Genomic DNA, 18801 nt, shown 5'->3' with positions numbered 1-18801 from the left:
ATTAGATGTTCGGGTCGAAGGTGAAGATCACCAGGGTGCCGAGCAGGACCGTGAAGACGGTCGCGGCACCGAGGAGGAGCTTCAGCCACAGGCGAGTGGAGTCCTTCTCCGCGTAGTCGTTGATGACCGTGCGCATGCCGTTGGAGCCGTGCAGCATGGCCAGCCACAGCATCAGCAGGTCCCAGCCCTGCCAGAACGGCGAGGCCCACTTGCCCGCCACGAAGGCGAAGCTGATCTTGGAGACGCCACCGTCGAGGACGATGTTGATCAGCAGGTGGCCCAGGATCAGGACGACCAGGACGACACCCGAGAGGCGCATGAAGAGCCAGGCGAGCATCTCGAAGTTGGTGCGCGTACGACGAGGGGTCTTCTTCGTACGGGCGCGGGCCGGTTCGACGACGAACGCGTCGGCCGGGTTGCCGGTCCCCAGGCCCTGGCCCGTGTGGGCCTGGGCGGAGGGGACGACGATCGTGTCGGAGATCTCAGTAGCCATCGGGATCAGCCCCCGAACCAGGTGCGAAGGGTGTGCTGCAGGATCGGGTAGAAGGCGCCGGCCATCAGGACGACCCAGACGCCGACCACGGTCCAGAGCATCTGCTTCTGGTACTTCGGGCCCTTGGCCCAGAAGTCGACCGCGACGACACGGAGGCCGTTGAGGGCGTGGAACAGGATGGCGGCGGTCAGGCCGTACTCCATCAGGTTCACGAGCGGCGTCTTGTACGTCTGAATGACGGAGTCGTACGCCTGCGGCGACACCCGCACCAACGCGGTGTCGAGGACATGTGCGAACAGGAAGAAGAAAATGAGGACGCCGGTGACTCGATGAGCCACCCAGCTCCACATGCCTTCCCGGCCGCGGTACAGCGTTCCAGCCGGCACGGAAAACCCTCCGGAAGCGGATTGGGGGCTCGGCCGGCTTCGGTGTCGGTCAGCCCGGCCGGGTACGGTCCACCGGCCGCGAGCATCCTATCGACGCCTCGTCGTCGACCGCCTCCGGGGGTGTCAGGTGTGATCAAAGCAGCACTCACGGGCTAACGAAACCGGGAACCGTGACGCTGCGTGCGCGTACGACTGCGCTACGGTGCGCGGAATCCGACCCGCCCCCGCCCCAGCCGAGGACCTCCCGTGCCGCACCACCCCTTCCGCGTCCTCTGCTGCGCGCTGCTCGCACTGGCGACCGGCTGCACCACCGTCACCCCGTCCGTGGACCGGGTGGCGGCGCAGCCGCTCACCGCCGACCGGCTGAAGGCCGCCGCCGTCACCGGCGCCGACCTCGGCCCCGGCTACACGGTCACCGTGATGGCCCCCGGCCGTGAGACCCGGCAGGGCTCCGACCGCCGGACCTCCGACGTGGCGGCCTGTCAGCCGGTGCTCGACGCGGTGGGGCCGGGCGACCCCGCCACCGGCCCGTTTGCCGAGACCGACCTGGACGTCGCGGTGGCCGCGGACCCCAGAACAGACCCCAAGGGGGCCAGGGGCAGCGTCTACACCGGCCTGCTGGCCTTCAAGCCCGGCCGGGCCGCCGACATCCAGACCGAGCTGGACCAGGTGCTGGCACGGTGCGGCAGCTTCACCTCGACCGGCCAGAGCGCCGGGGGGCCGGGGCGCAAGGGCGGTGTGGTCCGCGCCAGGCACCGGCTGGCCAGGCTCGACACGCCCACTCCCGAGGGAGCCGACGGTGCGACCGCCTTCACCCTGACGGATGAATCCGGTCCCGACCCGCTGGCCCAGCGCGCCCTGATGGCGCGGACCGGCACGGTGCTGGCGGTGTTCACCACCGTCGGAACGGGCAAGGACCCGGCGCCCGCGCCGGACGACAGGCTCGTCCGGACGCAGGTGGCCAAGCTGCACAGGGCGCAGCAGCCTTAGCCGCGGGCCGGTGCCGGACGGCGGGCCTACCGGGAGGGGCTGGCGGCGGCGTGTGTGGCGACCAGGTGTTCCAGCCTGGTCAGGGCGATCCGGCGGAGCTCGTCGGAGGCGGTCAGCCGCTCCTCGTCCGGGTCGTTCGCCAGTCGGGTGCGGATCGAGACCAGCACGGCGTCGAGCATCTCCTCGGGGGCGATGCCGTCCAGGCAGACCACGAAGACGTGGCCGAACCGCGCCTCGTAGGCGGCGTGCGCGGCGCGCAGGGCGGTGTGGGCGGCCTGGCTGCCGGGTGCGCGCATGCCGAGCAGCGGCTGCGGCATCCAGCTCTCGTCCGCCAGCGCCTCGGCCAAATCGGCCGGACGCAGGTCGTACGAGGCCTCGCTCGCGGCGGCGAGCAGGGACTCTATGTCGGGGTAGGGGCGGTGGGCGGCGAGCCGCAGGGCCCACCGGTGGCTTCCGCAGCAGGCCAGCAGGGCCTCCTCGGCTGCGCCGGGGTCGGCCTCGTTGAAGCGGTGAAGCCCGAGCAGGGACGGCGCCGACAGGGGTGTGAGCCGCTGCGGCGGGATGTCGCTGGTCAGCGGGTCCTCCTCGGGAGGGGAGCAGGCAGGGAGCGGGTGCGCTGACGAACGTACGTGCGGCGCGGTGGCGCGACGGACCGGTGGAGGGCGAGGCCGGGCCGGATGTCAGGAGGCCGGCCCGGCAGCGGGACCACGGTAGTTGACGGCTCATCAGTTGTGGAGTCGGCGCGCAGAATTCACCCGGCCGAGCTATCAAGTTGTGACGTTGACACTCACGGGTCAGGTCCAGGGGCGCACGGGTGACGCGTCGACCCCGGGGGCGCGGGGAACCGCACGGGCCGGCGGGAGCCGACGGGCGACCGGGCCCGGTGGGCCGGTTGCACCCGCGAAGCCCTGGTGGGGGCGGTGCGACCGGCCCGCCGGCCCCGGTGCGGACCTCGGCCTTCCCGGTCCGGGAGGGCTACAGCTCGCGGTGGACCTTGTGGTTGGCGGCCTGGGCGCGCGGCCGGACCACCAGCAGGTCGATGTTGACGTGGGACGGGCGGGTGACGGCCCAGGAGACGGTGTCCGCGATGTCCTCGGAGGTGAGCGGCTCGGCCACGCCCGCGTACACCGCGGCGGCCTTGGCCTCGTCCCCGCGGAAGCGGGTGACCGCGAAGCCCTCCGACCTGACCATGCCCGGGGCGATCTCGATCACCCGGATGGGCTCCCCGCACAGTTCGAGGCGGAGCGTCGCGGCGACGCTGTGCGCGGCGTGCTTGGCCGCGACGTACCCGCCGCCGCCCTCGTACGCGGCCAGCGCCGCGGTGGAGGAGAGCACCAGGACCGTACCGTCGCCGGTCGCCCGCAGGGCGGGGAGCAGGGCCTGGGTGACCTGCAGTACGCCGATCACGTTGACCTCGTACATGGCCCGCCAGTCGTCCGGGTCGCCCAGCTCCACGGACTCGGCGCCGATCGCCCCGCCCGCGTTGTTGACCAGGACGTCCACCCGGCCGACCTCGGCCGCGAAGGCGGCCACGGCGGCGCGGTCGGTGACGTCGAGGGTGAGGGCGCGGCCGCCGATCTCCTTGGCCAGCGCCTCGATCCGCTCGGTACGGCGTGCGGTGAGGACCACCTCGAAGCCGTCCGCGGCCAGCCGCCTGGCGGTCGCCGCGCCGATTCCGCTGCTCGCACCGGTGACCACGGCCACCTTCTGCTCGGTCATTGCCACTCCTGGGGAGAGTTCGGTCTGTACCCCCCATGATCTCAACCGGCCCGATGATCCCAATTTCCCCGGGTACACCTGTGGGCGAGGTCCCGGCCGTGGCGTCCGTCCGCTCCCCGGCGCGCCGCACTACATTGCGAATCCCCGGCCGAACCTCGGACGGCGTTCATGCCGAGCCCCGAACAGTGTTCACGACAGCACCGTCACCCCGCGGAGGAACCCCGATGGCAGCCGAGCCCCGCCGCACCGAACCGGGCCGCTTCACCGAGTCAGGCACTTCCATCGAGCCGCTGTACGGCCCCGAGGCCCTCGCCGGCTGGGATCCGGCGACCAGGCTCGGCCGGCCCGGCGAGTACCCCTTCACCCGGGGCGTCTATCCGACGATGTACACCGGCAGGCCGTGGACCATGCGCCAGTACGCCGGGTTCGGCACCGCCGCCGAGTCCAACGCCCGCTACCGGCAGCTCATCGCCAACGGCACCACGGGCCTGTCGGTCGCCTTCGACCTGCCGACCCAGATGGGGTACGACTCGGACGCCCCGATCGCGGCCGGCGAGGTCGGCAAGGTCGGGGTGGCGATCGACAGCGTCGAGGACATGGGCGTCCTGTTCGGCGGCATCCCGCTGGGCGGGGTCTCCACCTCGATGACCATCAACGCCCCCGGCAGCCTGCTCCTGCTGCTGTACCAACTGGTCGGCGAGGCGCAGGGGGTGGCCTCCGGCAGGCTCACCGGCACGATCCAGAACGACGTGCTGAAGGAGTACATCGCGCGCGGGACGTACATCTTCCCGCCGAAGCCGTCGCTGCGCCTGATCGCGGACGTCTTCCGGTACTGCCGTGCCGAGATCCCGAAGTGGAACACCATCTCGATCTCCGGCTACCACATGGCCGAGGCGGGGGCGGACCCCGCGCAGGAGATCGCCTTCACGCTGGCCAACGGCATCGAGTACGTCCGGACCGCGATCGCCGCCGGGATGGACGTGGACGACTTCGCGCCGCGCCTCTCCTTCTTCTTCGTCTCCCGCACCACGCTGTTGGAGGAGGTGGCCAAGTTCCGTGCGGCGCGCCGGATCTGGGCCAGGGTGATGCGCGAGGAGTTCGGCGCGAAGAACCCCAGGTCGCTGATGCTGCGCTTCCACACCCAGACTGCCGGTGTCCAACTCACCGCCCAGCAGCCGGAGGTGAACCTGGTCCGGGTCACGGTGCAGGCGCTCGCCGCGGTGCTCGGCGGCACCCAGTCGCTGCACACCAACAGCTTCGACGAGGCCATCGCGCTGCCAACCGAGAAGTCCGCCAGGCTCGCGCTGCGCACCCAGCAGGTGCTCGCCTACGAGACCGACGTCACCGCCACCGTGGACCCGTTCGCGGGCAGTTACGTGGTCGAGTCGATGACCGACGAGGTGGAGGACTCCGCGCTCGGACTCATGCGGAAGGTCGAGGAGATGGGCGGCGCGGTGGCCGCGATCGAGCGGGGCTACCAGAAGGGCGAGATCGAGCGCACCGCCTACCGGATCCAGCAGCAGACCGACTCCGGTGAGCGCACCGTGGTCGGCGTCAACCGCTTCCGGCTGGACGCCGAGGAGCCGTACGAGCCGCTCAGGGTGGACCCGGCGATCGAGGCGCAACAGGCCGCCCGGCTGGCCGCGCTCCGGGCGGAGCGCGACGGAGCGGCGGTGGGCCGGGCGCTGACCGCGCTGCGCCGGGCGGCCCGGGGCAGCGACAACGTGCTGTACCCGATGAAGGAGGCGCTGGCGGCCAGGGCGACCGTCGGCGAGGTCTGCGACGCGCTGCGTGAGGTCTGGGGGACGTACACCCCGGTCGACCGCTTCTGAGTCCCGGCCGGCTTCCGGCCGGCGACGCCGAGGGGCCCCGGGTCGGTTGCGACCCGGGGCCCCTCGCTCACGCGCTGGATCAGTGCTTCTTGGCCAGCTTGAAGGACGCGAAGTAGTCCGCGCCGTTCGGGGTGCCGACACCGGTCGCGGTGTCGTAGCCCTTCGACGTGTTCAGGCCGTAGTCGGCGCCGATCTTGTACAGGCGGACCTTGAGCTGCCCGCCGACCATGCCGAGGTCGACGACGTTGCCGAACGGGGTGTGCACGGCAGCGTTGTTGACGTCGTGGAACGCCTTGGTGCCGGCCCGGTCGTAGATGGCCGGGTTGGCGAAGCCGACGGCGCGGCCGCCGCGCTCCTGGATGGTGTCGGCCAGCACGGCCGCGTACTCCGGAGCGGCGACCGAGGTGCCGCCGTAGCCGCCCTCGCTGTAGGCGCCCTTGTCGGGGGTGTAGCCGACCAGGGTGGCCGCGACCAGGTCACCGCTCATCGCGACGTCCGGGGTGGCCCGCAGCGGGGTCAGCGACTTGGTGCCGTCCGCGGCCGTCATCGAGACGGACTTGGGCACGACGCCCTTCTGGTACCAGGGCTGCTGGAAGTCCTTGGAGACGCCGCCGCCGCCACCGAAGTAGAACGCGCCGGGCATCGGGGTCCAGGACTTGCCGTCGGCCGAGAGCACCGAGCGCTGGTCGCCCATGGAGACCTCGTGGCCGTACTTGCCGCTCTTGTCGGCGAGCTCCAGGGCGGTGCCGCCGACCGAGGTGACCCACGGGGACGCGGACGGCCAGTCGGCCTGCGCCTGGTTGGTGTCCTTCTCGCAGTTGACACCGGTCGCCGCGGCACCGGGCGAGCTGTCGCCGCAGTCACCGCTGGAGACGGTGAAGCTGATGCCCTCGACGGAGCCGAGCTCGAAGAGCTGGTTGTCGGCGGCTATGACCGCCGGGTCCAGGTCGCCGCTCTTGCCGTGCATGATCTCGCCCCACGAGTTGGAGACGATGTCGGCCAGGTGGCCGTCGACGACCTTGGCCAGCGCGGCGTTCAGGTCGCCGTCCAGGCAGGAGTCGGCGCCGACGTAGGTGACCTTGGCGTCGGGCGCGAGACCGTGCGCCATCTCGACGTCGAGGGCCTCCTCGCCGGACCAGTCACCGCAGTCGGACTGGTGGTTCCACTTGTCCTTGCTGACGACCTCGGTGTACTGGCCCTTGGCGAACGGCTTGTCGCCGTGCAGCTTCGCGAAGTGGTTCGCGTCCTGCTCCATGGTGCCGAGCGCGTAGGCGTCGATGATGGCGATCCGGGCCCCCTTGCCGGTCACCTTGGCATCGGTGATGCCGTACGCCTTGCGCAGCTGGGTCGGGGTGTACGAGCACGGCGCGAAGGGCTCGTTCTTCTCGTACCCGGCCGGGGCGCCCTTGGCCATCTTGGACGCGTAGCCGTTGTCCGCGCAGGTCGGAACGGTCGGCAGGGCGGCCGGCCGGGCGGCCTCGGGCGAGGCGAGGGCGGACCGGGCCTGGGCGCCCTGCTCGGCGTCCTTCACCGAGACGGCCTGCGAGACGGCCTTGTGGTGGGTGTCGGTCAGGTCCGCGACGCCCAGCACCGCGTCGGCGACGGAGGCCGGGACCACGGCGTCGCGGGCGGGGGCGCGGTGGGTGCCGTCAGCCGTCCGGTACGTGTGGATCGGGGCGCCGAACGCCTTGGTCAGCGCGCCGGTCGTACCGGAGACCTCGAGGTAGTGCGCGGTCTGGTCGGTGACCTTGAGGCCGGCCCCGGTCAGCCAGGCGGTGACCGCCTTGACCTGGGCCGGGGTGGCGCCGAACTTGGCCTTGGCGTCCTCGGCGGACAGGAACTTGCCGTAGTCGGGCGAGTTGACGTCCGAGACGGCCTTGGCCAGGGCGGCCAGGCCGGCCTGGTTCTGGCCGGCCAGGTAGACCCGGGCGGTGCTCTGGACGGAGTCGGCGACGGCGCCGGTGTCCGCCTGCGCGGTGGCCCACGCCGGGTGGCTGCCCGGGAGCTCCTTGGCGCTCTGCTCGTTGACCGGGGTGGCAGCTCCGGCGGGAGTCGCGACCGCGAGCGTCCCCAGGATCAGCGCGGCAACGGCCGGGGCCGCGACCGCCGTCCGGGTGCGCAGGGTTCGTGCTGCTGGCACGTAGGGTCCCCACTTCTTCTGTGAAGCTCCGTCAGGTCACCTTCGTGAGGGCATGGCGGAGGAAGCCACGAGCAGTTCACCTAGTCGTGGCAGGGAAGTTGACTGTGCGGTAGTTGTCTATTCGGACGCGTGTGCGCCGCTCAAGAGTGCATGCCAAAGCTTTGCCAGGGCATGACCCGCCGGTAGGGCGGCATGACGGGGCAATCCGGTCAGAGGGGTGTAATGCGGAAGGTGGCGGAGGGCGCCGTGTCCGTCCGGCCCGGGACTCGTTGCACAGGGCAGTGATCATCGGGAAGGCGGCTGAAACGGTATGTCATACCCATCTCCACGGCCGGTAAGCGTGACTTCGCCGGAAGTCAGGCCAAATCCCCGTCACCGGCCTACTCTTGTTGAGGTGAACCAACCTCAGGCCGTCGAGTCCGCACCCCAGCCCCCCGCCCACCCCGGTGCCCTCCGGGCGGGGTCCGACCTGCGCACCCGGGTGCGGGTGCACGAGGCCGAGCTGATCGCGTTCCGGCGGGACCTGCACCGGCACCCCGAGCTCGGCCGCCAGGAGTTCCGCACCACCCGGCTGCTGCGCGAGCGCCTGGTGGCGGCCGGCCTGACGCCCAGGGTGCTGCCCCACGGCACCGGGATGATCGTGGACATCGTCCCGCCGGGGACCAAGCCGGGAGCCCCGTTCCTCGCCTTCCGGGCGGACATCGACGCGCTGCCGATCGACGACGCCAAGACCGACGTCCCCTACCACTCCACCCTGCCGGGCCGGGCGCACGCCTGCGGACACGACGTGCACACCGCCGTCGTGCTCGGCACCGCACTGGTGCTGGTCCAGGCCGCGCAGACCGGCGAGCTGAAGCAGCCGGTCCGGCTGATCTTCCAGCCGGCCGAGGAGGTGATGCCGGGCGGTGCACTGGACGTGATCGAGGCGGGCGGCATGGAGGGGGTCGGCCGGATCTTCGCGCTGCACTGCGACCCGCGGGTGGCGGTCGGCCGGATCGGCCTGAAGATCGGCGCGATCACCTCGGCCTGCGACCGCCTGGTACTCCACCTGGACGGCCCCGGCGGCCACACCGCCCGCCCGCACCTGACCACGGACCTGGTGACGGCGGTGGCCAAGGTGGCCGCCGACCTGCCGGCCGCGCTGGGCCGCCGGATGGACCCGCGCTGGGGCGTCAGCCTGGTCTGGGGCCGGATCGCCTCGGGCTCGGCGCCGAACGTCATCCCGCAGCACGCCGAACTGGAGGGCACCGTCCGCTGCCTGGAGCTGGCCGGCTGGCGCGAGGCGCCCGAGGCCCTGCACGAGCTGATCGCCAGGATCGCCGAGACGTACCGGGCCAAGTGGACCCTCGACTACCACCGCGGCGTGCCGCCGGTGGTGAACGAGCACGAGTCGATCGCGCAGCTGGAGACCGCGATGACCGCCCGCTTCGCGCAGGACGGCGGCCCGGTGGTCGAGGACACCGAGCAGAGCCTCGGCGGCGAGGACTTCTCCTGGTACCTGGAGCAGGCTCCCGGTGCACTGGCCCGGCTCGGCGTCCGGGCGCCGCACGAGAAGGGCGCGCGCGACCTGCACCAGGGCGACTTCGACGTCGACGAGCGGGCGATCGGGATCGGCGTGGAGCTCTTCGCGGCGCTGGCGCTGGAGCACGGCCGGGTGTGAGCCGCCGCGCGGCCGGTGGCCGGTAACCGGCTACCGGCCGGCGGTTGGCGGGCAGCGGGAAGTGCTCGGCGGACGGCGGTTGGCGGGTGGGTGGCCGGCGGATGGAGGAAAGCGGACGGCGACGGGTGACGGCGGGCGGTTTCAAGGCGGGCACGGTATTGGCGTAGGGTGTTCAGACACTGGCACAGGGTGTTCGCACTACCACCGGGTACTGACAGTTCGGGGAGTACGAGGTGGCGGTTTTGTCCGGTTCGTCCGGACGTAGGACCACATTTTGGTAACAACCCGAATGCCCTTCCAGGCCGTAACCCAACCGTGTTCTACGCGCGTTACGGTGGCGCTCGACCACGCCAAACGGGTGTGTGAGAAGGAGAAACTCCCTTGCGCCGTTCAATGAAGCTCGCCGCGGTAGTGCTCTCGGGTTCCCTGGGCATCGCCTCGCTCGCCGCTTGCGGCGCAAAGAGCACCGACACCTCCGCCTCCTCCGGCTCGTCCGGCGGCTCCTCGCTCAAGGTCGGCATGGCCTACGACATCGGTGGCCGCGGCGACCAGTCGTTCAACGACTCCGCCGCCAAGGGCCTCGACGACGCCAAGACCCAGCTCGGCGTGAGCGTCACCGAGGCCGAGGCCAAGACCGGTGAGGCCGAGGCCGACAAGGAGACCCGTCTCAAGACGCTGGTCTCCAACGGCTACAACCCGGTCATCGCGGTCGGCTTCGTGTACCAGACCGCCGTCGAGAAGGTCGCCAAGGACAACCCGAACGTCAAGTTCGCGATCATCGACTCCTCCTCCAACACCCAGCCGAGCAACGTCACTTCGCTGACCTTCTCGGAGCAGGAGGGCTCGTACCTGGCCGGTGTCGCTGCCGCGCTGAAGAGCAAGGCCAAGCACGTCGGCTTCATCGGCGGTGTCCAGTCCGAGCTGATCAAGAAGTTCGAGGCCGGTTACAAGGCCGGTGTCGCCTCGGTCGACCCGAAGATCCAGGTCGAGACCACCTACCTCTCGACCCCGCCGGACTTCAGCGGCTTCAACGACCCGGGCAAGGGCAAGGAGGCTGCCCAGGGTCAGCTGGACAAGGGCGCGGACGTCATCTACACCGCCGCCGGCTCCTCCGGCTCGGGCGCCATCGAGGCCATCGCGCAGGCCGGCAAGTGGGCCATCGGCGTCGACGCCGACCAGGCCAAGCAGCCGGCGCTGTCCAAGTACAAGGACCACATCCTCACCTCGATGGTGAAGAACGTGAACGTCGCCGTGCTCGAGTACATCAAGTCGGCCAAGGACGGCAACCCGCTGACCGGCATCAAGAACTTCGACCTGAAGGGCAACGGTGTCTCGCTGGCCACCACCGGCGGCTTCATCGACGACATCAAGGGCAAGCTGGACGACGCCACCAAGGCGATCACCTCGGGTGCCACCAAGGTCCCGACCGCTCCGCAGAGCTGACACCAGCCTCACCTGCCGCTGTCGCCTGTCGGGCAGCGGGCATGATTGACGCACCATCAGGGAGGGGCCCGGCGGGTCGCGCATGACGCGCTCCACCGGGCCCCGTCCCGTCCCCCCAAATCCCCCCGTCTTGGCCCTCCAGCGCAACGACGCGCCTCCATACCACCAGGAGATCGCCATCACCGCTTCCGAACCCGCCCTCAGCAAGGGCGGCAACCCCAGCGCGGGGACGGCGACACCGGCCGTCGAACTGCGCGGCATCACCAAGCGCTTCCCCGGCGTCGTGGCCAACCACGACATCAACCTCACCGTGCAGCGCGGTACCGTCCACGCCCTGATGGGCGAGAACGGCGCCGGCAAGTCCACGCTGATGAAGATCCTCTACGGGATGCAGAAGCCCGACGAGGGCACCATCGCCATCAACGGCGAGCAGACCGAGTTCAACACCCCCGGCGACGCCATCGCGCGCGGTATCGGCATGGTGCACCAGCACTTCATGCTGGCCGACAACCTCACCGTGTGGGAGAACGTCGTCCTGGGCGGCGAGAAGCTGCACGGCATAGGAGCCAAGGCCAAGGCCAAGATCAAGGAGATCTCCGACCAGTACGGCCTGGGCGTCCGCCCGGACGCGCTGGTCGAGGACCTCGGCGTGGCCGACCGGCAGCGCGTCGAGATCCTCAAGGTGCTCTACCGCGGCGCCAAGATCCTGATCCTGGACGAGCCCACCGCCGTCCTGGTGCCGCAGGAGGTGGACGCGCTCTTCGGCAACCTCCGCGAGCTCAAGGCCGAGGGTGTCACCGTCATCTTCATCTCGCACAAGCTGCACGAGGTGCTCTCGGTGGCCGACGCGATCAGCGTCATCCGGCGCGGCACCACGGTCGGCGACGCAGACCCGGCCGACGTGACCGCCCGCCAGCTCGCCGAGATGATGGTCGGCGCGGAGCTGCCCTCCCCGGAGAGCCGCGAGTCCACCGTCACCGACGTGGAGATGCTCAAGGTCGACGGCCTGCGGATCGCCAAGGCGGACGCCGAGGGCATCGAGCGCGTCGTCCTGGACGACATCACGCTGCGGATCCGCAAGGGCGAGATCCTCGGCATCGCCGGTGTCGAGGGCAACGGCCAGGCCGAACTGGTCGAGGCCATCATGGGCATGCTCCCGCTGGACGCGGGCAGTGTGGTCCTGGACGGCAGCGACCTCTCCGACTCGCTCACCCGGGCCCGCCGCGAGGCCGGTATCGGCTACATCCCCGAGGACCGCCACAAGCACGGCCTGCTGCTGGAGGCCCCGCTCTGGGAGAACCGCATCCTCGGCCACGTCACCGAGGCCCCGAACTCCAAGGGCATGCTGCTCGACCCCGCCGCCGCCCGTACGGACACCCAGCGGATCGTCGAGGAGTTCGACGTCCGCACCCCCGGGATCGACGTCACCGCGGCCTCGCTCTCCGGCGGCAACCAGCAGAAGCTGATCATCGGCCGCGAGATGAGCCACAACCCCAAGCTGCTGATCGCGGCCCACCCCACCCGCGGTGTGGACGTCGGCGCGCAGGCGCAGATCTGGGAGCAGATCCGCAGCGCCCAGCGCGAAGGCCTGGCGGTGCTGCTGATCTCCGCCGACCTGGACGAGCTGATCGGCCTCTCCGACACCATCCGGGTCATCTACCGCGGCCGCCTGGTCGCCGACGCGGACCCGGCCACGGTCACCGCCGAGGACCTGGGCACCGCGATGACCGGTGCGGCCACCGGCCACATCGAGTCCGACCCGGAGGCCGTCGAGGAGGACAAGGCGATCGCCGCCGAGGGCACCGAGACCGAGGCCGAGCACCCGCACCACGGCGAGTCGCACGACGAGCCCACCGACACCGCCGACGGCACCACGCAGGCGGGGGAGTAACCCATGACCAGTAGTCCTGACACCGCCAAGCGCCCGGCGGCCAAGCGCTTCGACGGCGAGCGCATCCTGCTCGGCCTCGCCGCGCCGGTGCTGGCCGTGCTGCTCTCGGTCCTGCTGTGCGGCATCCTGCTCGGCATCTCCGGCAAGGACCCGTTCAACGCCTTCAACGTGATGCTCACGTACGGCACCAAGTCCGACGCCCAGGTGCTGACCCTCAACCGGGCCACCACCTACTACCTCGCGGGTGTCGCGGTCGCCTTCGGCTTCCGGATGAACCTGTTCAACATCGGCGCCGAGGGCCAGTACAAGGTGGCAGCGCTGTTCGCCGCCTTCATCGGCGCCCAGGTGAACCTGCCCTCGTTCATCCAGATCCCGCTGCTGCTGATCGTCGCCATGCTGGTCGGCGCCATCTGGGCCGGCATCGCCGGTGTCCTGAAGGTCACCCGGGGCGTCAGCGAGGTCATCTCGACCATCATGCTGAACGCCATCGCCACCGCCGTGGTCGGCCTGCTGCTCGTCCCCGGCGTCTTCGCGCCGAAGGCCAGCGGCACCAGCAACTCCATCCAGACCGACCCGGTCTCGGCCTCCAGCCACTTCTTCACGCTGAACACCCAGGGCGGCCCCCTCTGGGGCTTCATCTTCGTCGCCGTCCTGGTCGGCGTGGTCTTCCAGCTGGTGCTCACCCGCACCCGCTTCGGCTTCGACCTGCGTGCCACCGGCCGCTCGGAGAGCGCCGCCCACGCCTCGGGCGTCAACGTCAAGCGCATGGTGCTCACCAGCATGCTGGTCTCCGGTGCGCTGGCCGGTCTGATCGGTCTGCCCGACCTGCTGCAGAACTCGTACTTCTACGGTCAGAGCTTCCAGCCCGGTCTCGGCTTCCTCGGTATCGCCATCGCGCTGCTCGGCCGCAACTCGCCGATCGGCATCGCCTTCTCGGCGCTGCTGTTCGCCTTCCTGGACGTCACCGCGGTCCAGCTGCCGTTCGCCGGGTACCCGCAGGAGATCGTCACGGTCATGCAGGGTGTCATCGTCATCTGTGTCGTCGTCGCCTACGAGCTGGTGCGCCGCTTCGGTCTGAAGCGCCAGCAGCAGAAGGTCGGCGCGGAACTTGCCGCTCAGGCCGCCGCGGCCGCCAAGAAGGAGGTCTCGGCGTGAGTACCGCAACTGCCGCCCGGCCCAAGACCCCGGGCAGTGCGCCCGTCAAGAAGGCCAAGGTCACGGCCCCGGTCGTGCTGCTGCTGATCGCAGGCGTCATCATGCTGCTGTCGGTGGTCGGCATACTGACCGGCAACCACGGCCTGACCTCCTCCGGCCAGGTCGCCGCCGCCCTCGGCTCGGCCGTGCCGATCGCCCTCGCCGGCCTCGGCGGCCTGTGGTCCGAGCGGGCCGGTGTGGTCAACATCGGCCTCGAGGGCATGATGGTCGCCGGCACCTTCTGCGGTGCCTGGGGCGGCTACCTGGTCAACCCCTGGTTCGGTCTGCTCGCCGGTATGGCGGGTGGCGCGCTCGGCGGTCTGCTGCACGCGGTCATCACCGTCACCTTCGGCGTGGACCACATCGTCTCCGGTGTCGGTATCAACCTGCTGATCCCCGGTATCTGCGCGTACGTCAACAAGATCTACTACACCGACTACGTCTCCGCCGGTGCCGGTGCCAACCAGTCCCCGCCCGCCGATCCGCTGCCGTACCTCACGGTGCCGGGGCTGTCGCACTGGCTGGACACCATCGAGTCCCACCACTGGTTCCTGGTCTCGGACGTCGCGGGCATCCTGGGCGGGGTGACCACCAACCTCTCGGTGGTCATCCTCCTCGCCGCCGCGCTGATCGTGGCCAGCTACTTCGTGCTCTGGCGCACGGTCTTCGGGCTGCGCCTGCGCTCCTGCGGTGAGAACCCGACGGCCGCCGAGTCGCTGGGTGTCAACGTCTACAAGTACAAGTACCTCGCGGTCATCGCCTCCGGTGCCTTCGCGGGCCTCGCGGGTTCGTACCTCTCGCTGGTGGCGGCCCACTTCTACAAGGACGGCCAGACCCAGGGCCGCGGCTACATCGGTCTCGCCGCGATGATCTTCGGCAACTGGATGCCGGGCGGCCTGGCCGCCGGTGCCGGCCTGTTCGGCTTCACCGACAGCCTCCAGCTGCGCGACGCCGACTCGGTGCACGTCCTGCTGATCGTGGTCGCGGTCGTCATGGCGCTGATGGCGCTCTGGCAGCTGTACCGCCGCAAGATCACCGGTGCGGTCGTCAGCTTCGTGGTGGCGGGCGGTATGGCCGTCTGGTTCGTGGCCACCGACTCGGTGCCGCGCCCGCTGATCGTCGCCACGCCGTACGTGATCACCCTGGTGGTGCTCGCGCTGGCCTCGCAGCGGCTGCGTCCGCCGAAGGCCGACGGCCAGATCTACCGCAAGGGCCAGGGCAAGTGACCACGACCTGGGCTCCGGACTGGGAGCAGCTGCGGGCCGCCGCCCGGGACGCGATGTCGCGCGCGTACGCGCCGTACAGCAAGTTCCCGGTCGGGGCCGCGGCCCTGGTCGACGACGGCCGCACCGTCATCGGCTGCAACGTGGAGAACGCCTCGTACGGGCTCGGGCTGTGCGCCGAGTGCGGCCTGGTGTCCGCGCTGCACGCCTCCGGCGGCGGCCGGCTGGTGGCGTTCAGCTGCGTGGACGGCGCCGGGGAGCTGCTGATGCCGTGCGGCCGCTGCCGTCAGCTGCTGTACGAGCACGGCGGCTCCGAACTGCTGGTCGACCTGCCCACGGGCGTGAAGACCATGGCGGAGCTCCTGCCGGACGCATTCGGGCCCGAGCGGCTCTAGCAACGGTTCTTGTTACGCGCGTAGAGTGTCGCGAGAAGACTGAAACCCGGTCTTTTCGCGGCACTCTCCGTATTTCGACCCTCGGTATTTCGATTCTCGTTTCCCGCGGCAACTCCTCGCAGACGAGTCGCCGATCGCATGTGAGCATCTGACCCACCCTCTTGGAGATTCCATGTCCATGGACGCCCCCTCCGTCATCCGGACCAAGCGCGACCGCGGAGAGCTGACCGACGCCCAGATCGACTGGGTGATCGACGCCTACACCCGTGGCGAGGTCGCCGACGAGCAGATGTCCGCCCTGGCCATGGCCATCCTGCTGAACGGCATGAACCTCCGCGAGATCAGCCGCTGGACGGACGCGATGATCCGTTCCGGCGTCCGGATGGACTTCTCCGCGCTGGGCGTGCCGACCTCCGACAAGCACTCGACCGGCGGCGTCGGCGACAAGATCACGCTGCCGCTGGCCCCGCTGGTCGCCGCCTGCGGCGCGGCCGTCCCCCAGCTCTCCGGGCGCGGACTCGGCCACACCGGCGGCACCCTGGACAAGCTGGAGTCCATCCCGGGCTGGCGGGCGCTGCTCTCCAACGACGAGATGATGACCGTGCTGCGGGACACCGGCGCCGTCATCTGCGCGGCGGGCGACGGCCTCGCCCCCGCCGACAAGAAGCTGTACGCGCTGCGCGATGTCACCGGCACCGTCGAGGCGATCCCGCTGATCGCCTCCTCGATCATGTCCAAGAAGATCGCCGAGGGCACCGGCGCGCTGGTCCTGGACGTCAAGGTCGGCTCCGGCGCCTTCATGAAGAACCTCGCCGACGCCCAGGAGCTCGCCCGCACCATGGTCGGGCTGGGTACCAACGCCGGTGTGAACACGGTGGCCCTGCTCACCGACATGTCCACCCCGCTCGGGCTCACGGCCGGCAACGCGCTGGAGGTCCGCGAGTCCGTCGAGGTGCTGGCGGGCGGCGGCCCGGCCGACGTGGTCGAGCTGACCATCGCGCTGGCCCGGGAGATGCTCGCCGCGGCGGGCGTGCAGGGCAAGGACCCGGCGGACGCGCTGCGCGACGGTTCCGCGATGGACCACTGGCGCCGCATGATCACCGCCCAGGGCGGCGACGTCGACGCCCCGCTCCCGGTCGCCCGCGAGCAGCACGTCATCACGGCCCCCGCCTCCGGTGTGCTCACCGAGCTGGACGCCTACGCCGTGGGCGTCTGCGCCTGGCGCCTGGGTGCGGGCCGCGCCCGCAAGGAGGACCCGGTGCAGGCCGGTGCCGGTGTCGAGATGCACGCCAAGCCCGGTGACACGGTCACGGCGGGCCAGCCGCTGCTGACCCTGCACACCGACACCCCCGAGCGCTACGACTACGCGATCGAGGCCCTGAAGGACGGCATCGGGGTCTCCCCGGCCGGTACGGCCTTCACCCCGAACCCGATCGTGCTGGACCGCATCGCGTGATCCCTCGGTGTCCTGCCGACGTGCGCCGCGGTCAGGCGTACGTCAGCAGGACACCGGTGTCGATCGTCCACGGGCCGACGGCGACGGTGTCGCCGAACGCGAAGTCCCTGCGGGAGGCGTAGTTCGGCTGGTCGTGCACGATGCCCGTGCCCTTGCGCGGGTCGACCAGCAGGTAGAGCGGGATGCCCATGGCCGCGTAGTCGCGGACCTTGTTCTCGTAGTCGTTCCCGGGGTTGGACTTGGAGACGACCTCGACGACCAGCAGCACTTCGTGCGGCAGCAGAGCAGGCTGTTGCTCCTCCATCGCCTTCTCGGCGAAGACCATCAGGTCCGGGCAGCGGAGCCGGCCCAGCCCGACATCCTCGAGGTCGGCGCCCGGGTGTGCGACGTACCCGGGGTGGGTGCCCGGCAGCTGGGCGTTCAGCTGTCGGGCGATTCGGATCACTGCCAGTTCGTGCCGCCTGACCGGCGACATCATCATGACGATCTGGCCGTCGGCGATCTCCACCTTGCTGATCCCGGGGATCTGCGGCAGGTGTCCGGCGATCTCCCGCAGGCGGGCGTACACAGCCGGATCGGTGCTCATGCCCGGAGTGTATCGACGGCGGCCGCCCGCCGGACGGCGCTCGCCTGCCGGGTCGCGTACAGCGTGATGCCGACGGCTGCGGCCATGGCGGCGAGGCCGACGGCCGCTGCTCCGGTCCACCCGGTGGAGTGGTACTCGTCGGCGCCGATGGTGCCGCCGAGGCTGTTGCCGAGGTAGTAGGCGATCAGGTAGAGCGCGGAGGCCTGGGCGCGGCCGTGGGTGGCGGTGCGGCCGACCGAGGACGAGGCGGTGGCGTGGCCCGCGAAGAACCCGGCGGTGATCAGGACCAGGCCGAGCAGCGCGCAGACCAGCGAGTCGGCGAGGGAGAGCAGGAGCCCGGCGGTGGTGGTGCCGATCGCCGCGTACAGGGCGCCGCGTCGGCCGAGGCGTCCGGCGAGGCGTCCCGCCCCGGCCGAGGTGGCGGTGCCGACCAGGTACACCACGAAGATCGAGGCGGCCACCGACTCCGGCAGGTGGAAGGGCGCGGCGATGAGCCGGTAGCCGACGGTGTTGTAGACCGCGCCGAAGACGGCCATGAAGAGCAGCCCGAGCGCGTACAGCCGCAGCAGCAGCGGGTTGCGCAGATGGGCCGACACCGTACGGCCGAGCGCGCGCGGATCCACCGGGGAGCGGCGGAAGTTGCGGGCGGCCGGGATGAGCACGCGGAAGGCCAGGGTGGCGAGCAGGGCCAGCACGGCCGAGGCGGCGAGGCCCCAGCGCCAGCCCCAGGCGGCGGCCGCCCAGCCGGAGACCAGGCGTCCCCCCATGCCGCCGATGCTGTTCCCCGCCACGTACAGACCCATCGCGGAAGCCAGCGCACCCGGGTGGACCTCCTCGGCGAGGTAGGCCATCGCGGTCGCGGGCAGCCCGGCCAGCGCGGCGCCCTGGAGCACCCGCAGGACCACCAGGGTGGAGAGGTCCGGCGCGAACGGCAGCGCCAGGGCGAGGACGGACGCGGCCACGGTGGAGGCCGTCATCACGGCGGTGCGCCCGAAGCGGTCGGAGAGGGCACTGGCCGGGAGCAGGGCCAGGGCCAGTCCGAGGGTGGCTGCGGAGGCGGTCCAACTCGCCTGGCCCGGCGTGAGGTCGAGGTCGGCGGAGAGGACGGGCAGCAGGCCCTGGGTGGAGTACAGCAGGACGAAGGTGGCGATCCCGGCCGCGAACAGTGCCAGGTTGGCCCGGCGGAACCCGCGCTCGCCGGGGCGGTGGCGCAGGTCCTGGCCCCGGACCCGGTCCGGGGCGGCGGGGGCGGCGTGGGCGTCATGGGACCCGGGCGCGGCGGCGGCCGGCTCGGCGGGAACTGACTGGGGACGGGCACCCGGTCGTGCTGCTGCGGATGCCCCCGTACTGGCAGGCGACATGGTTCGAACGTAGGACCGCTCGCCTGATGCGT

16 protein-coding genes are annotated in these 18801 nt (G+C 70.9%); 9 read left to right on the top strand and 7 right to left on the bottom strand.

The genetic code is table 11. The annotated features are described in order from the left end of the window. Window position 1: 1 nt before the first annotated feature. Both ACFC1R_RS00500 and sdhC read right to left on the bottom strand, forming a co-directional pair. Complete coding sequence (locus ACFC1R_RS00500) at window positions 2-493, bottom strand: succinate dehydrogenase hydrophobic membrane anchor subunit (protein ID WP_375930409.1); 492 nt, start codon at window positions 491-493, stop codon at window positions 2-4. 5 nt (window positions 494-498) lie between these two features. Further along, window positions 499-879 (bottom strand): succinate dehydrogenase, cytochrome b556 subunit, encoded by a 381-nt coding sequence (gene sdhC / locus ACFC1R_RS00495; RefSeq protein WP_045305386.1) that lies wholly within the window; start codon window positions 877-879, stop codon window positions 499-501. A gap of 246 nt (window positions 880-1125) precedes the next feature. Between sdhC and ACFC1R_RS00490 the strand changes: the two genes are divergently transcribed. Continuing rightward, window positions 1126-1869, top strand: coding sequence for a hypothetical protein (locus ACFC1R_RS00490; RefSeq protein WP_375930406.1), 744 nt, complete (start codon window positions 1126-1128; stop codon window positions 1867-1869). A gap of 26 nt (window positions 1870-1895) precedes the next feature. On the opposite strand, the gene ACFC1R_RS00485 is transcribed toward ACFC1R_RS00490, so the two are convergent. Next, window positions 1896-2336, bottom strand: a complete 441-nt coding sequence (locus tag ACFC1R_RS00485; RefSeq protein WP_375930891.1) for a 2-oxo-4-hydroxy-4-carboxy-5-ureidoimidazoline decarboxylase — start codon at window positions 2334-2336, stop codon at window positions 1896-1898. A 508-nt stretch (window positions 2337-2844) separates the two neighbouring features. Then, window positions 2845-3588 carry an SDR family oxidoreductase gene (locus tag ACFC1R_RS00480; protein ID WP_375930403.1) on the bottom strand — a complete coding sequence of 248 codons (744 nt, stop codon included), beginning with the start codon at window positions 3586-3588 and terminating at the stop codon, window positions 2845-2847. A 224-nt stretch (window positions 3589-3812) separates the two neighbouring features. Here ACFC1R_RS00480 and ACFC1R_RS00475 point away from each other — a divergent pair, with 224 nt between their 5' ends. Continuing rightward, complete coding sequence (locus ACFC1R_RS00475) at window positions 3813-5420, top strand: methylmalonyl-CoA mutase (protein WP_375930400.1); 1608 nt, start codon at window positions 3813-3815, stop codon at window positions 5418-5420. 79 nt (window positions 5421-5499) lie between these two features. Here ACFC1R_RS00475 and ACFC1R_RS00470 read toward each other — a convergent pair whose 3' ends face one another. After that, window positions 5500-7560 carry a protease pro-enzyme activation domain-containing protein gene (locus ACFC1R_RS00470; protein ID WP_375930397.1) on the bottom strand — a complete coding sequence of 687 codons (2061 nt, stop codon included), beginning with the start codon at window positions 7558-7560 and terminating at the stop codon, window positions 5500-5502. A gap of 394 nt (window positions 7561-7954) precedes the next feature. Between ACFC1R_RS00470 and ACFC1R_RS00465 the strand changes: the two genes are divergently transcribed. The 7 genes from ACFC1R_RS00465 to ACFC1R_RS00435 all read left to right on the top strand — a co-directional run bounded on the left by ACFC1R_RS00465 (window position 7955) and on the right by ACFC1R_RS00435 (window position 16822). Next, window positions 7955-9220, top strand: a complete 1266-nt coding sequence (locus ACFC1R_RS00465; protein ID WP_375930394.1) for an amidohydrolase — start codon at window positions 7955-7957, stop codon at window positions 9218-9220. Between the two features lie 381 nt (window positions 9221-9601). Then, window positions 9602-10663: a BMP family protein gene (locus tag ACFC1R_RS00460; RefSeq protein ID WP_375930391.1), complete on the top strand. Its 1062-nt coding sequence runs from the start codon at window positions 9602-9604 to the stop codon at window positions 10661-10663. Window positions 10664-10745: 82 nt separating this feature from the next. Continuing rightward, window positions 10746-12554, top strand: a complete 1809-nt coding sequence (locus ACFC1R_RS00455; RefSeq protein WP_375930388.1) for an ABC transporter ATP-binding protein — start codon at window positions 10746-10748, stop codon at window positions 12552-12554. A gap of 3 nt (window positions 12555-12557) precedes the next feature. Further along, window positions 12558-13709, top strand: a complete 1152-nt coding sequence (locus tag ACFC1R_RS00450) for an ABC transporter permease (RefSeq protein ID WP_375930385.1) — start codon at window positions 12558-12560, stop codon at window positions 13707-13709. Beyond that, a complete protein-coding gene (locus ACFC1R_RS00445) occupies window positions 13706-14974 on the top strand; it encodes an ABC transporter permease (protein WP_375930382.1) in 1269 nt (422 codons plus the stop codon). Before ACFC1R_RS00450 ends, ACFC1R_RS00445 begins: the two co-directional genes overlap by 4 nt. Beyond that, a complete protein-coding gene (locus ACFC1R_RS00440; protein WP_375930379.1) occupies window positions 14971-15366 on the top strand; it encodes a cytidine deaminase in 396 nt (131 codons plus the stop codon). The genes ACFC1R_RS00445 and ACFC1R_RS00440 overlap by 4 nt, the downstream gene beginning before the upstream one ends. A gap of 172 nt (window positions 15367-15538) precedes the next feature. Continuing rightward, window positions 15539-16822 (top strand): thymidine phosphorylase, encoded by a 1284-nt coding sequence (locus ACFC1R_RS00435; RefSeq protein ID WP_375930376.1) that lies wholly within the window; start codon window positions 15539-15541, stop codon window positions 16820-16822. A gap of 31 nt (window positions 16823-16853) precedes the next feature. Here ACFC1R_RS00435 and ACFC1R_RS00430 read toward each other — a convergent pair whose 3' ends face one another. Further along, complete coding sequence (locus tag ACFC1R_RS00430) at window positions 16854-17408, bottom strand: Uma2 family endonuclease (protein ID WP_375930373.1); 555 nt, start codon at window positions 17406-17408, stop codon at window positions 16854-16856. Continuing rightward, entirely contained in the window at window positions 17405-18769 is a 1365-nt protein-coding gene (locus ACFC1R_RS00425) for an MFS transporter (protein ID WP_375930370.1), read from the bottom strand. Before ACFC1R_RS00425 ends, ACFC1R_RS00430 begins: the two co-directional genes overlap by 4 nt. Window positions 18770-18801: the final 32 nt, after the last annotated feature.

Source organism: Kitasatospora sp. NPDC056138 (genome assembly GCF_042264695.1).
In the GTDB taxonomy this organism is placed as follows: Bacteria; Actinomycetota; Actinomycetes; order Streptomycetales; family Streptomycetaceae; genus Kitasatospora.
The sequence above is the reverse complement of the archived record's forward strand: the minus strand, read 5'-3'. Positions and strand labels throughout refer to the sequence as shown.